This is a genomic window from Methanoculleus sp. UBA374, from assembly GCA_002508705.1.
In the GTDB taxonomy this organism is placed as follows: Archaea; Halobacteriota; Methanomicrobia; order Methanomicrobiales; family Methanoculleaceae; genus Methanoculleus; species Methanoculleus palmolei.
Window position 1 is genome coordinate 114,869 of sequence record DAYL01000009.1, and the last position, 13,014, is coordinate 127,882.

The 13,014-nt window shown below is 60.3% G+C and carries 11 protein-coding genes and 2 tRNA genes; 10 read left to right on the forward strand and 3 right to left on the reverse strand.

The window, feature by feature from the left end; genetic code table 11:
• Positions 1-586 precede the first annotated feature (586 nt).
• From BRA42_RS02645 to BRA42_RS02665, 5 genes are all read left to right on the forward strand, one after another.
• Positions 587-1,390, forward strand: coding sequence for an A24 family peptidase C-terminal domain-containing protein (locus tag BRA42_RS02645; RefSeq protein WP_292408853.1), 804 nt, complete (start codon positions 587-589; stop codon positions 1,388-1,390).
• A 6-nt stretch (positions 1,391-1,396) separates the two neighbouring features.
• Positions 1,397-1,762 carry a phosphoribosyl-AMP cyclohydrolase gene (hisI, locus tag BRA42_RS02650; RefSeq protein ID WP_342770916.1) on the forward strand — a complete coding sequence of 122 codons (366 nt, stop codon included), beginning with the start codon at positions 1,397-1,399 and terminating at the stop codon, positions 1,760-1,762.
• Between the two features lie 23 nt (positions 1,763-1,785).
• Complete coding sequence (locus tag BRA42_RS02655) at positions 1,786-3,672, forward strand: PINc/VapC family ATPase (RefSeq protein WP_292408857.1); 1,887 nt, start codon at positions 1,786-1,788, stop codon at positions 3,670-3,672.
• A gap of 40 nt (positions 3,673-3,712) precedes the next feature.
• Complete coding sequence (gene leuS, locus BRA42_RS02660; protein ID WP_394339241.1) at positions 3,713-6,493, forward strand: leucine--tRNA ligase; 2,781 nt, start codon at positions 3,713-3,715, stop codon at positions 6,491-6,493.
• Between the two features lie 175 nt (positions 6,494-6,668).
• Positions 6,669-6,995: a TfoX/Sxy family protein gene (locus tag BRA42_RS02665; protein WP_292408865.1), complete on the forward strand. Its 327-nt coding sequence runs from the start codon at positions 6,669-6,671 to the stop codon at positions 6,993-6,995.
• Positions 6,996-7,122: 127 nt separating this feature from the next.
• Here BRA42_RS02665 and BRA42_RS02670 read toward each other — a convergent pair whose 3' ends face one another.
• Complete coding sequence (locus tag BRA42_RS02670) at positions 7,123-7,449, reverse strand: DUF5611 family protein (RefSeq protein WP_292408867.1); 327 nt, start codon at positions 7,447-7,449, stop codon at positions 7,123-7,125.
• A 59-nt stretch (positions 7,450-7,508) separates the two neighbouring features.
• On the opposite strand from BRA42_RS02670, the gene BRA42_RS02675 reads away from it, so the two are divergent.
• The 3 genes from BRA42_RS02675 (at position 7,509) to BRA42_RS02685 (ending at position 8,771) form a co-directional block, all read left to right on the forward strand.
• Complete coding sequence (locus BRA42_RS02675) at positions 7,509-8,222, forward strand: proteasome assembly chaperone family protein (RefSeq protein ID WP_292408869.1); 714 nt, start codon at positions 7,509-7,511, stop codon at positions 8,220-8,222.
• 5 nt (positions 8,223-8,227) lie between these two features.
• A complete protein-coding gene (locus tag BRA42_RS02680; RefSeq protein ID WP_292408871.1) occupies positions 8,228-8,617 on the forward strand; it encodes a DUF473 domain-containing protein in 390 nt (129 codons plus the stop codon).
• A 79-nt stretch (positions 8,618-8,696) separates the two neighbouring features.
• Positions 8,697-8,771 (forward strand) — tRNA-Arg (locus tag BRA42_RS02685).
• Between the two features lie 102 nt (positions 8,772-8,873).
• On the opposite strand, the gene metG is transcribed toward BRA42_RS02685, so the two are convergent.
• The gene (metG, locus tag BRA42_RS02690) at positions 8,874-10,868 is read right to left on the reverse strand and encodes a methionine--tRNA ligase (protein WP_342770918.1); all 1,995 of its coding nucleotides are present in this window, start codon (positions 10,866-10,868) and stop codon (positions 8,874-8,876) included.
• A 42-nt stretch (positions 10,869-10,910) separates the two neighbouring features.
• Here metG and BRA42_RS02695 point away from each other — a divergent pair, with 42 nt between their 5' ends.
• A complete protein-coding gene (locus tag BRA42_RS02695) occupies positions 10,911-11,696 on the forward strand; it encodes a hypothetical protein (protein WP_342771126.1) in 786 nt (261 codons plus the stop codon).
• On the opposite strand, the gene BRA42_RS02700 is transcribed toward BRA42_RS02695, so the two are convergent.
• Positions 11,683-12,657: a DHH family phosphoesterase gene (locus BRA42_RS02700; protein ID WP_292408876.1), complete on the reverse strand. Its 975-nt coding sequence runs from the start codon at positions 12,655-12,657 to the stop codon at positions 11,683-11,685. The genes BRA42_RS02695 and BRA42_RS02700 overlap by 14 nt on opposite strands.
• A gap of 134 nt (positions 12,658-12,791) precedes the next feature.
• Between BRA42_RS02700 and BRA42_RS02705 the strand changes: the two genes are divergently transcribed.
• Positions 12,792-12,865 (forward strand) — tRNA-Phe (locus BRA42_RS02705).
• Positions 12,866-13,014 lie beyond the last annotated feature (149 nt).

The following is a 13,014-nucleotide window of genomic DNA, read 5'->3' on the forward strand; positions in this document are numbered from 1 at the left end:
ACAAAGATACTGTTGAAAGCGGCGTATTCCTGACCTCCAGGAGACCGATTATCGACAGTGAGCTCCCGGAAGTAGAAGAAACATGAAGAGGCCCGGAACTTCGCTAAAGTAACGTTCTGAGGAAACCTCCATAGGTCGAACTGCCGGATTTCAGGTGCTGTCGCGGGAGAATGTATCGCTGCCGGACGCTGACATGAGCGAAATACTGGTTCTGGAGGATCGTAGCTCGGAGGCGGGGAACAACTGGCCGAAGGGCAGGAGTTTGAGAAGACCGGAGGTCTTCGAATGGGGGCTTCCGGGAAGGGCGTACGGGTGCCCTCCCCGGTCCACTGCATGGGAACACAGGGGACGAAACCCGGGCCGCGACATCTCGTGCTCGACTGTCACCTCTCTGGTGACGGCCGGGGAGTTGAGGGGACTCTGTGGGAACTAAAATGAGCGAACTGCTGAGACCTCCGCCGGCAGATCGTGGCGCCTGCTCCCTCATGAGGCACAGAACAAGCCGAGAAGGGTTTTGTACTCCCGGAAAATTCTCAAAGAGAGATCGCCAGAACTAAGAGATAAAAGGTGAATAAAGTACGTGCCCATGATTCTTCCACCGGCGATAGGTGTCCCGCTCCTGATTGCGGCTGTTGTGATAGGTATCACACTCATATATGCGTCGATTCTGGACGCAAAGGAGCGGCGGGTGCCCCATCGAACCTGGCGCCCCGCGCTCGCGGTCGCGATCCCGGCGGCCGTCTGGGTATACGGACTGACCATCCTCGCAGACTGGCGCATCGCAGCAGGCTACCTCATTCTGGTTGCGGTTTTTTGTGGATTTTTTTACCTCTTCCAGGCCGTAAACCTCTTCGGGGGAGCTGATGCGTACGCCCTCATCATCATCACCGCATGCATCCCGTTCTTCCCGATTGAGCCATACTTCGGTTCCCCGCCCCTCGGGTTCTTCCCGTTCACCGTGCTCACGAACGCCGTGCTCATCAACATCGCGACCCCGATTGCAATACTCGCAAAGAACCTGCTCCAGGGTAACCGGGCCCCGCTACCCTGTCTCTTCCTCGGCTTTCCCGTCGACGGGAAAAAAATCCAGAATGAATTCGGCTTTGTCATGGAAGATATCGAGGAACGGGACGGCAGGCTGATGAGGCGGTTCGTCGGATTTACCGAGTCGTTAGGGCGTATTTTGCGGGGAGAACGGCGGCTGTACACGAAAGACCTCAGGCTGCACCCCGAAGACTACCGAGAGGAACTTGCCCTCTACCGGAAGGCCGGCAGAGTCTGGATATCCTACGGCATTCCCTTCATCATACCGATCACGGCAGGATTCCTGATTGCGCTATTCATGGGAGATATCCTCTTTATCATCATGAAGACTCTGGCAGGAATGTGAACCAATATGAAGATACAATTCGAGAACGGATTGGTGCCTGTCATCGTACAGGAGAAGCGAACACGTGAGGTCCTGATGCTCGCCTACGCAAACGCCGAGGCACTGGACCTCACCCGGACCACCGGATATGCACATTATTACAGCAGAAGCAGGCGGAAACTCTGGAAGAAAGGAGAAGAGAGCGGGCACTTCCAGCGAGTCTGCCGGGTGCTTGTCGACTGCGACGCGGATGCGGTCCTTTATGAGGTGAAGCAGGAAGGCGTTGCCTGCCATACCGGCCACGCCTCGTGTTTTTACCGCACGATCGAAGGGGAGGAGATCGCCGGAATCGTCGTTGATCCGGAGAAGGTATACGCTAATAAGGGTGAATGACCTCATTACTATGGTGATTTTTAATGAAAATTGTACCCGATACCAGCGTCGTGATAGACGGACGCATAACTTCGCTGATAAAAACCGGAGAATATAAGGGCGCAACAATAATCATACCGGAAGCCGTGGTCGCCGAACTGGAAGCGCAGGCGAACCAGGGACGTGAGATAGGGTTTTCCGGTCTGACGGAACTCCAGGAACTCTTTCGGATGTCGGAGGATAACGTCATCGAACTCCAGTTTTCCGGAGACCGCCCGAGCCTCGACCAGGTGAAACTCTCCAGCGGGGGCGAGATCGACGCCCTGATCAGGAACGTCGCCATCGACCATGACGCCCGGTTCGTCACGAGCGACCTTGTGCAGGCCGAGGTGGCAAAGGCGAAAGGGCTCGATGTTACCTATCTTCGACCGCAGATAGGCGATTTTTCACCGCTCACGATCGATCAGTTCCTTGACGAGGAGACGACCGCGATCACCCTCAAAGAGCGGGTCCCGCCGATGGCAAAGATCGGGAAATTCCGCGATACCCGTCTGGTCACCCTCCGGGATACACCGATGACCGAGTACGAACTCAAGTCCATGGCCCAGGAACTCCTTGAGAGGGCAAAACGCGACCCCGACGGCTTTATCGAACTCGAGAAGCGGGGGATCACGGTCCTCCAGATCGGTTCGCTCCGGATATCGATCGCCCGGCGGCCGTTCTCGGACGGGATGGAGATCACGGTGGTGCGGCCGCTCGTGGACCTCTCGCTCGACGATTACGACATGGCGCCGGAGATCAAGAAGCGGGTCCTCGGAAGCCGCCGCGGCGTCCTGATAGCGGGACCCCCCGGGGCGGGAAAGACGACGCTCGCCCAGAGCCTTGCAACGTTCCTCGCCGACCACGAATTCATCGTCAAGACGATGGAGGCACCGCGAGACCTGCAGGTTCCCGACCACATCACCCAGTACACGGCGCTCGAGGGTAGCATGGCAAACACCGCCGAGGCCCTCCTGCTTGTCCGGCCCGACTACGTCATCTTCGACGAGATCCGGAAGGGTGAGGACTTCGGCGTCTACGCCGATATGCGCCTTGCCGGAATGGGTATGGTCGGGGTGGTGCATGCCATGGAGGTGCACGACTGCCTCCGGCGATTCTGCGACCGCGTGGGCTACAGCGTCCTGCCGCAGATCATCGACACCATCATCAGTGTCGCCCAGGGCATGATCACGAAGATCTACGACCTCGAACTGACGATCAAAGCGCCCGAAGGCATGAGCGGCGATGCATACATCCGGCCGGTCGTCGTTGTCCGCGAGCACACGCAACAGGTGCCCGAGATCGAGATCTTCCGCCATGAGGGCGAACTCCTGGTGATACCGCTCGTCCAGAAGGACGTTACCGAACCGCGCGCCGCTACGGAGACGCCGGCCGTTGCAATGGCGGCGGAGCCTGAGGAGAACGTCTCCTGGAAGGTTGCCGAGAAAGAAGTCCAGCGGGAGATCGGGCGGTACACGACCGGCCCGGTCGAGGTCCGCATCATCAGCGACAACAAGGCCGTCGTCTACATTGAGGACAAAGACGTTCCTGCGGCGATCGGTAAAGGCGGAAAGAACGTCTCGGCGATCGTGAACAAACTGGGTATCGGGATCGACATCAGGCCGAGGAGCGAACTCGAGACGAGAAGACCCGTCGAGGAGGAGATGCAGCTTGCCGGCGGTATCAAGATCCGCCTCGATCGGAAGCAATTAACCATCGTTTCCCCGGAGAACAAAGGAAAGATCGTCGATGTCTTTGCGGGAAAGGAGTACCTCTTCACGGCCACGGTGAACGAAGAGGGGGATATCCTCCTTGCCAAGAGCAGCACGATTGCCCAGGAGATGATCAAACGCTACAACGAGGGCGAGACGATCCGGCTACGGCCGGTATGAGGCGAGGGATGATGACGGAAACAAAATCTGGAGGCATAGAGTGAGCGGGCTGGATATGCGAAGCAACGAGCGGGAGTGGGGCGCCCGGTGGGAGCACGCGTTCGAGGCGGACCCGGCAGAAGGGAAGGAGAAGTATTACCAGACCGTGGCATTCCCGTATCCGAGCGGGGCGATGCATGTCGGGCACGGGCGGACTTACATCGTTCCGGACGTCGTCGCCCGATACCAACGGATGAGAGGAAAACAGGTCCTCTTCCCGATGGCGTTCCACGTCACCGGAACCCCGGTCATCGGGATCTCCAAGAGGATCTCAAACGGCGACAAAAAGACGATCGGGCTGTACCGCGACCTTTACCGGGTGCCGCAGGATATCCTGGACCGGTTCATCAACCCGATGGAGATCGTCCGGTACTTCTCGGAGGAATACCGGCGCGTGATGCAGAAGTGCGGTCTCTCGATCGACTGGCGCCGGCGGTTCATCACCGTCGATCCCCAGTACAGCAAGTTCATTGAGTGGCAATACGCGCACCTGCAGGAGGAGGGGCACGTCGTCAAGGGGGCTCACCCGGTCAAGTACTGTCCCCAGTGCGAGAACCCGGTCGGGGACCACGACCTGCTCGAAGGCGAGAAGGCCGAGATCATCAGGTTCACCCTGGTGGTCTTCCACCTGGGGAATGCCAGAATTCCGTGCGCAACGCTCCGTCCCGAGACCGTCTACGGCGTAACGAATCTCTGGGTGAACCCGACCGTCACCTACGTGCGGGCGATGATCGACGGAGAGGAGTGGATCGTAAGCAAGGAGGCGGCAGGGAAGCTCGCCCTGCAGGACCACGAGGTCCTGACGACGGAGGAGGTCCCCGGGACCGAGCTCATCGACCGGGCGGTCTCTCACCCGCTCTGCGGCGAGATTCCCATCCTTCCGGCAACGTTTGTCGACCCGGACATGGGGACCGGAATCGTCATGAGCGTTCCCGCTCACGCACCGTTTGATTACATCGCCCTCCGCGACCTGCAGCAGCAGGGGAAGTATACGGCCATCCGGCCGGTCCCGCTTATCTCCGTCGACGGTTACGGGGAGATCCCGGCAAAGGACGCGGTCGAGCGGGCAGGCATCCGCGACCAGAACGACCCCGGGATGGAAGCGCTCACCCAGGAGATCTACAGCGCCGAGTTCTCTCGCGGGAAGGTCTTCGAGAAATACGGCGGAAAGCCGGTGAAAGAAGCCCGGGACGACGTTGCAGCCCTGATGATGGAGCGTTACGGCTCCATCCCGATGTACGAGTTCGACAACCGCCAGGTGATCTGCCGGTGCGGCAGCAGGGTCTTTGTGAAGATCCTCCACGACCAGTGGTTCCTGGAGTACAGCGATCCGTGCTGGAAGGAGCAGGTGAAGACCCAGCTTGAGCGGATGACGCTTGTCCCGGCCGAGGTCCGGGCCGAGTTCAACCGAACGGTCGACTGGCTGAAGGACTGGGCCTGCACCCGGCGGGTGGGGCTCGGCACGAAGCTCCCCTGGGACCCAACCTGGATCATCGAGCCGCTCTCCGACTCGACGATCTACATGGCCTACTATACGATTGCCCACCATCTGAAGGCCATTCCTCCGGAGAAACTGACGCCGGAGGTCTTCGAGTACATCTTCAAAGGCGAGGGGAATCCCGATACCATCGACCGGGAGACCCTCGACCGTATCCGGAGCGAGTTCCTCTACTGGTATCCCTACGACTACCGGTTTTCGGCAAAAGACCTCATATCAAACCACCTCACGTTCCAACTCTATCACCACCGTGCCATCTTCCCGCAGGACCTGCAGCCGAAGGGCATGGTGGTCTTCGGCATGGGCCTCTTGAACGGGGCGAAGATGTCGTCGAGCAAGGGGAACGTCTTCCTGCTCGAAGATGCTCTGGAGGAGTTCGGTGCCGATACCGTCCGGATGTTCCTTGTCGGGAGTGCGGAGCCCTGGCAGGACTTCGACTGGCGCAATGAACTTGTTTCGTCGACTAAAAAGCAGATCGAGCGGTTCTGGAACACCGTCGCGGAGGCAAAGCAGGCGGACGGCGCCTCATCCATCGATGTCTGGCTCGAAAGCAGGCTCCAGCGTCGCATCGAGAATACCACGAGAGCGCTCGATTCGTTCCAGACCCGGCAGGCGTTGCAGGAGGCGTTCTTCGGCGTGGAGGCCGATCTGAAGTGGTACCGCCGCCGCCTGCCCGGGGACGTGAGCGGCGGGGCCGTGATGCAGGACCTCTGCCGTACCTGGGTGCGGCTGCTTGCCCCCTTCATCCCCTTCACCTGCGAGGCGCTCTGGGCCGAGATCGGCGGGAAGGGTCTGGTCTCCTTCGCCCCCTGGCCGGAGGTGGACGAGGCCCGGGTCAGCCAGGAGGTCGAACTCGCCGAGGAGTTCCTGGCGCGGACGGTCGAGGACATCGAGTCTATCCGAAAACTCATCCCGATAGAGCCGAAATCCATCAGCCTCTTCGTCGCCCCGGCCTGGAAGCACGAGGCGTTCCGGATCATCGCCGCCTCGGCCGACAAGACGAGGGTGGTGCGGGAGATCATGCAGAACGAGGAGATGCGGAAGCGCGGCCGCGAGGCGACGGATGCTGCAAAGCAGATCACGAAACTTGTGCTGAAACTGCCGCCCGACCTCGTGAAGCAACTGCAGGAATCGTCGCTCGACGAGCAGGCGGTCCTTGAGGGCGCGCGGCAGTTCCTGGAGCGCGAGTTCGGCGTGCCGGTGACGGTCCAGAACGCCGGGGAGAGCACCCACCCGAAGGCGACGGCGGCCCTGCCCTTCAAACCGGCGATTGTGATCGAGTAGGATACCCCCCTTTTTCAGCCGGGGCCCTCCTCAACCGGATGACCGTGGGTATGCTGCCGCCCCCCAACAGACGGGTTGCAATGGGTGCACGGCAATCAGCAGGCCGTTCCGGGGCGACGGTTGACCGCTGAAAACCCTCTGCGAAGCGTGGCGTAGAGAGTAAGGAGGCGTATGTATGGCGTCGAGCCAGGAATTCGTTGAGTTTGTAGCCGAACAACTCGCCGGGGCGGGGGATATCACGTACAGGAAGATGTTCGGCGAATACGGGATATACTGCGACGGAACGTTCTTCGCCTGTGTCTGCGACAACCAGTTCTTCGTGAAGATCACCGAACCGGGAAAGGAGTTCATGCCGGACGGCGAGACCGCACTGCCTTACGAAGGCGCGAGACCGTACTTCCTGATCGACGATCTGGACGATACGGAATTCTTGAAAGAACTCACACGGATAACCTGTGCCGCACTTCCGGTGCCGAAACCTAAGAAAAAAGGTAGAAAATAGGAGATCCGGCCTGAAGCAGCAGAAGATATCTGCTTCGTGCCTCACCTATGCGTCCGCCCATAGATCGTTCGCGCATCCATCCACCGGGTCCGCAAAACGGAAGGAATACCCCCGGAGGACGACCCGATTATGTGCTTCCCTTAAGGGCCTGCTGGGCCTTCTTCGCCCGCTCTTTTGCCGTATACCCGGTCACCTGCTGGAGGTAGTTCCGGAACCGGCGGTTGGTGTCGATGATCGTCTCGTCGGTGGCGGCTTTGTCCGCCTCGGTATCGACGATCAACGTCTTGCCTCCCGCACCCAGCCGGACCTCAAGGCGCAGGAGCGCTCCGTAGGCGATGGTGTAATGGCCGTCCCTCGAGGTCGTGGGTTCAGTCTCGAACTGATCGCGGAGACCCTGTACCATGGATTCTGCAAGATTTTTTGTGTATCCACGCTTGATCTGGTATTCTTGCATAATATTTTTAAGGGACAGCCATCTATGTTAAACTAACCGAGAATACGTGGTTGATCCCCATGGATGATATAAAGGTTATAGCCAGAGCGCTTAACGGCGCCGATAAAACGGTGCTGATAGGGTTCCCTGGCAGCGGACTCGTCGGAAGTATTGCTCTGCAATACCTCGTCGAACAGATGGAATTCGAGCAGATCGGGACGATTACCAGCAAATATTTCCCGCCGGTCGCTCTCATGACAAAAGGCGTGATCAATGCGCCCGTGCGCCTCTACGAGAAGGATAGTCTCGCCGCAGTCATCTCCGATGTCCCCATCCACCCGATGATCTGCTACGAGGTGGCAAACGGCATCCTGGACTGGCTCACCCAGTTTAACGTCCGGGAGATCGCCACGATTGCCGGGATCATCACGAACGAACCTGAAAAGAGGGTCTTTGGGGTTGCAACCAGCCGGGAGGTTCTCCAGCGTATTGAGGAAGAGACGATCATCCTCCCGATGGGGAGCATCTCCGGCATTGCAGCAAGCCTTCTCACGGAGTGCAAGACACGGGGCATACCGGGGATCGGACTTCTCGGTGAGACGGTGAATACCCCCGACCCGCGGTCCTCTGCGGCCACGATTGAGGTCTTAAATAAACTCTATCATCTCAACCTGGACGTCAAGCCGCTGCTCGAACAGGCGGTGGAGATCGAGGCGGCGATGGCCCAGATCTCCGAGCAGGTGCAGAAGACCGAGGCGACGCCGCGGAGAGAGCAACTGCCGATGTACGGGTGAAGACCATGAAGTATGCAGCATTAACAGGAATTTCACCGTCGGTGATCGCCGAACTCAAGACCGGCAAGGCTCGCACCCTCGAATTGAGCAGCGCCCACAACATCATCACGCTGACCGAGACGGCGCCGGGAGAGTGTCTCTTCATAACGTCGGTCAACGAGGAAGACCTCGCACCCGGGGATGCGGGGATCATGGTCGACCTTCTTGTCCTCAACATCAGCATGAAACGGGTCGAGGTCACCAGCTCGTTCGCCTTTGAGGAGCGGGAGCGGATGTCGGCCCGGATCAAGGTCCAGTTCCGGGGAACGACGATTGCACGCGACGTTGAAGGGCGGAAATGGGGAGACCCGACCAAGGTCGAGATCATCAGGGCGGCGTGTTACCGCGCCGGCTGATCCGTTTTCTTTTCCCACGACACCGCGCCCTCAAAGGGTTAATATCCCCGGGAGACCAAAATGTATGGGAATACAGCAGGGGTCTGTGGCTTAGCCAGGACATAGCGCCGGGCTTCTAACCCGGATGCCGGGGGTTCGAATCCCCCCAGGCCCGCTTCCATCTCTTCTCGCACCGTCTGGCCCGGAGTTTTTCGAATGAAGTGAGCGGGCCGCCCGTCAGACTGACGAAAAAAAAAGTTTGATGGATCGTCCCGCCTCAACGGACCTTCGTCCCCGGCCTGACCGGGCGGAGGGGGACAAGGAGGGAGGCCTCGTCGCCGGCGGCAAGGATCATCCCCCTGCTCTCGACCCCAAAGATCTTCGCCGGGGCGAGGTTTGCGATCAACGCCACGTCCTTTCCCACCAGTTCGTCGGGGGCGTAAAACCCGGCGATGCCGCTGACCACCTGGCGCTTCTCGCCCCCGAGGTCGACGATGAGTTTATAGAGTTTCTTCGAGCCCTTGATCGGCTCGGCCGAAACGACCTTTGCCACCCGGATATCCAGGTTTTCGAACTCCTCGATGGAGACGACGGGGCTCTTCTTCTCCGAGTTCTCCTTCGCCCTCTCGACCCGCGCGGCAAGGACCGTCTCGAAATCCCTGACCTGGGCCTCATCGATCTTTGCGAACAGGGGAGCGGGCTCTGGAAGCGTATGGGCTTTCATTGGCTCCGTGGCCTCGGCGATCGGGTGGTCCGCGACATCATCGTCGTAGCCGAGCATCGTCCAGGCCCGCTGCATCGCGTCAGGCATCAGGGGCTGGAAGATAAGGATGAGCGCCTTCACGATCTGCAGACAGTCGGCGATCGCCTGCTCAGCCGCGCCCCGGTCCTCTTTGATCAACTTCCAGGGGGCGTTGCTCTGGATGTAGGAGTTCCCGAACGACGCGAGTGCCATCATCGCATCGACGGCGTTCTTGAAGTCGTAGTCCTGCATCAGTGCATCGACCACGGAGAGCGACCGCGCGATCTCGTCGATGACGACCGGCCGGGGAGCGAGGTCCGGCACGCCGGAGAACTCTTTCCCGGCGAAGTACATCGTCCGGTAGATGAAATTTCCGAGCGTCCCGACGATCTCGCTGTTCACCCGCTCGGCGTAGACCTTCCAGGAGAAGTCAAGTTCCTTTGTGTGGCTGGTGTAGGAGAGGAGGTAGTAGCGGAGGTAATCCGCAGGGAGTCCCCGGTCCAGGTAGTCGTCGTTTGCCCAGACAACGTTCCCCCGCGATTTCGAGAACTTCTTGCCCTCGATCGTGACCATGCCGCTTGCGACCACCGCATACGGAAGGCCGTAGCCCGCCCCTTTAAGGAGCGCCGGCCAGAAGATGCAGTGGTGATAGATGATGTCCCCCCCGATGAAGTGCGTGACCCGGGTGTCGTCGCCGCACCAGTAGTTCTTCCAGTCGGCGCCCGCGGTCTCTGCCCACTCCTTCGTGAACGATATATACCCAATCGGTGCGTCGACCCAGACGTAAACGACGAGGTCGTCCCTCCCCGGGAATTTAACGCCCCAGTCGAGCGTCCGGGTGATGCACCAGTCGTGCAGGAGTTCCTTCACCCAGCCGAGGGCGTAGTTCCGGGCGGTGGCCGTGCCCCGGAGATTGGGGAGGTAGTCGAGGAGGAAGTCCCGGAACGCCGAGAGCCTGAAGAAGTAGTGCTCCTGCTCCCGGTACTCCGCCTTCGTGCCGCAGATCTTACAGACCGCATCCTTGATCTCGCCGGGTTCAAGGTGCTGGCCGCACCCCTGGTCGCACTCGTCGCCCCGGGCGACCGCCCCGCAGTGGGGGCAGGTCCCCTCCACGTAGCGGTCCGGGAGGAACCGCTTGCATTTGGGACAGTAACTCTGGCTGACGGTCTTTGCATAGACGTAGCCGTTCTCGATCAGCCGCTGCACGATCGAGCGGGTGGTCTCGTGGTTCATAGGGTCGTCGGTCATGCCGAACCGGTCGAAGATGACCTCCATCCGCCGGAACGTATCGTTGAAATGCTGATGATAGCGCTCCGAGAGGGCCCGAGGGGTCGAGCCCTCCTGCTCGGCGCTGATCACAATCGGCGTTCCGTGATTGTCGGAACCGCATACAAAGACGACCTCCTCCCCGGACCGGCGCATATATCGCACATAAAAATCCGCCGGCACGTAGGTCCGCAGGTGCCCGATATGGCAGGGACCGTTCGTGTACGGGAGCCCGCACGTTACCAGCAACGGCTTACCACTCATCCTTATCTACTCTGGTTGCGATGCTAATAAAGATACCAGCGCATGGCACGACGGATTACGATACCGGTCCGGTCCTTCGGCTCCGAGGTCGGGGAGCCCACGGTTCCGGAACTCGCAGAATGGCTGAAAGGGAAGAAGGGGGAAGAAGCGGACCTCACCACCTACCGGCTCGAACGGTCGCTTGACGTCCAGGAGGGGGTGACGATGCCCGCCGCAGGCGGCCTCTTCTACGGAGAGCGGTGGCGAGAAGCCTTCCTCGGCATGGCGGACGCGGTGCTCGTCAGTGAGCCGGGCATCGACCCCTCCGCCGTAGCCGAAGATGCACGCGCCGTCCGGGCAAGGCGGAAGGAGGCCTGGTTTTCTCTCCCCGCTCCCCACATGCTCGGATTCTGGGACGGCTACCTGGGGGACGAAGAGGAGTTTTTCGAGACGATCGCGACCGCGTATGCCCGGCTCGCGCGGGAGATGCGGGACATGGGCGTGCAGGGGCATATCTTAATTGCGGATGCGGCGGAGACGATCGAGCTCGAGGTGCTTGCCGGCCGGAAAATTCTCTTCTTCCCCCGGAATCCGGAGACCTTCGACCTGGAACTGCTGCTCGAGTACCAGAGCTACCTCATCCTCCCGGCAAAAGAGATCGGCCGGGCGGAGGACCTGATGGAGCGGTTCCGCGTCAGAAGACTGGTCCTGCTCGACCCGGAGGCGGAGGACCTTGCGGCGGCGGCCGCATTCGCCGATCCGGAGATGCTCGATGTCGGCGGTTACTGCAAGGACGGTTGCCCGGATTACTGGAAAGGTCTCGTAGACCGGGCGTTCATTCCTCGATAGACTCCGCCGTCTCCGCAAGGCGGCGGTAGTGGCGGTTCCTTTTTATGAGCCAGAAGAGGAAGCGGTCGAGGAGGGTGAACGAAAACGTGCCTCCGGCTGCGTGGGGATGACCGCCGCCGGAAAACTCCCGGGCGATGAGATGGCTGATCGGGGGGACGGAGCGGATGGAGATACGACCGTTTCCGGAGACGATCACCTCGATATCGGTGCCGAATTCTTCGCGGATGGCGTGTGCGGTCTCGCTCGGGTAGCCGTAGAGCGGGGCGAACGCCATCCGGTAGCGGCCGTTGGCGATGATGGTGGTGTGACGGAGGCTCTTTTTGATGTCGCGCTCCATCTCCCGGGCGATCTGCCCGTACTCGTTCTCTATCTTTGCATCGACGATGGTGCCCCGGACGAGATTGTCGCGGACGTACTCCCGAAAGCCTTTCCGCATGACAACCTGGCCGAGCATCTTCGACCGGGGGTCCTGGTGCTTCCAGAGATCGTAGTCGCAGACGACCCGCGCGATCTCCTCCGCTACGGGGTCGCCGGGGGCAAGGTCGCGCGCGACTATCCCGGTGGCGCAGGTGGCGACGTCGATGTGGAGAAGGCTCGTCTTCGCATCGACGGCGCGGATCTCCTCATCTTTCCAGCGGTGATGGTCGCGCCATTCGATCCGCCACCCGTTCGACCGGGCCTTCGCGAGCCGCTGCTCGACGCCCGGCTGGTAACCGATATCCGATATGCTGAGAAGGTCGCCCCGGCCCGGAGAGCCGGCCACGGCATCCAGGAGAGGGAGGAACTTGCCGACCGAAGACCAGACGGTGAAGACGCCCCCATATTTCCTCCGGTGGATGGCATCGCCGCCGACGGCGTCGAGGTCGTTGTGCGTGAGATGCACAACGGACTCCGTCCTCCCGGAAAGCGCCTGCATGAGGTTCTTGTCCCGGACATCCCGGTTCTGATCGCTCCGGTCCATTGGTAACATATCGGTGTACGACGTGATAAACAGACGCTTTTCGGATGCGTTCCTGTGCCGCAGCCCGGTGCAAAGCGGCATACCCCGGGGACACAGAGTTTATTAGGGACAACAAACAACATTGTAAGACAGAAGCCCCTGTAGCTCAGACTGGGAGAGCGCCAGACTGAAGATCTGGTTGTCCCCGGTTCAAATCCGGGCGGGGGCATATTTTAAACTCTGTTTCAATTCCTGAGCCTGCATGCCTGGCTTCCAACGAGATGTGGAGAGCATGTTGCTGTCCTAAGATCGAGGTCGTCCCAAAACACCTCAGCCGGGAGGGGGTTTCCCCCTCCCGGCCCCTCCCCCGCGTGGCGA

Excerpts from the sequence above, each read along its gene's own strand:
- BRA42_RS02675 (WP_292408869.1), top strand. The coding sequence starts at position 7,509 with ATGGATGATATAAAGGTTATAGCCAGAGCGCTTAACGGCGCCGATAAA.
- BRA42_RS02670 (WP_292408867.1), bottom strand. The coding sequence starts at position 7,449 with ATGCAAGAATACCAGATCAAGCGTGGATACACAAAAAATCTTGCAGAA.
- metG (WP_342770918.1), bottom strand. The coding sequence starts at position 10,868 with ATGAGTGGTAAGCCGTTGCTGGTAACGTGCGGGCTCCCGTACACGAAC.
- BRA42_RS02695 (WP_342771126.1), top strand. The coding sequence starts at position 10,911 with ATGGCACGACGGATTACGATACCGGTCCGGTCCTTCGGCTCCGAGGTC.
- BRA42_RS02645 (WP_292408853.1), top strand. The coding sequence starts at position 587 with ATGATTCTTCCACCGGCGATAGGTGTCCCGCTCCTGATTGCGGCTGTT.
- hisI (WP_342770916.1), top strand. The coding sequence starts at position 1,397 with ATGAAGATACAATTCGAGAACGGATTGGTGCCTGTCATCGTACAGGAG.
- BRA42_RS02680 (WP_292408871.1), top strand. The coding sequence starts at position 8,228 with ATGAAGTATGCAGCATTAACAGGAATTTCACCGTCGGTGATCGCCGAA.
- BRA42_RS02655 (WP_292408857.1), top strand. The coding sequence starts at position 1,786 with ATGAAAATTGTACCCGATACCAGCGTCGTGATAGACGGACGCATAACT.
- BRA42_RS02665 (WP_292408865.1), top strand. The coding sequence starts at position 6,669 with ATGGCGTCGAGCCAGGAATTCGTTGAGTTTGTAGCCGAACAACTCGCC.
- BRA42_RS02700 (WP_292408876.1), bottom strand. The coding sequence starts at position 12,657 with ATGGACCGGAGCGATCAGAACCGGGATGTCCGGGACAAGAACCTCATG.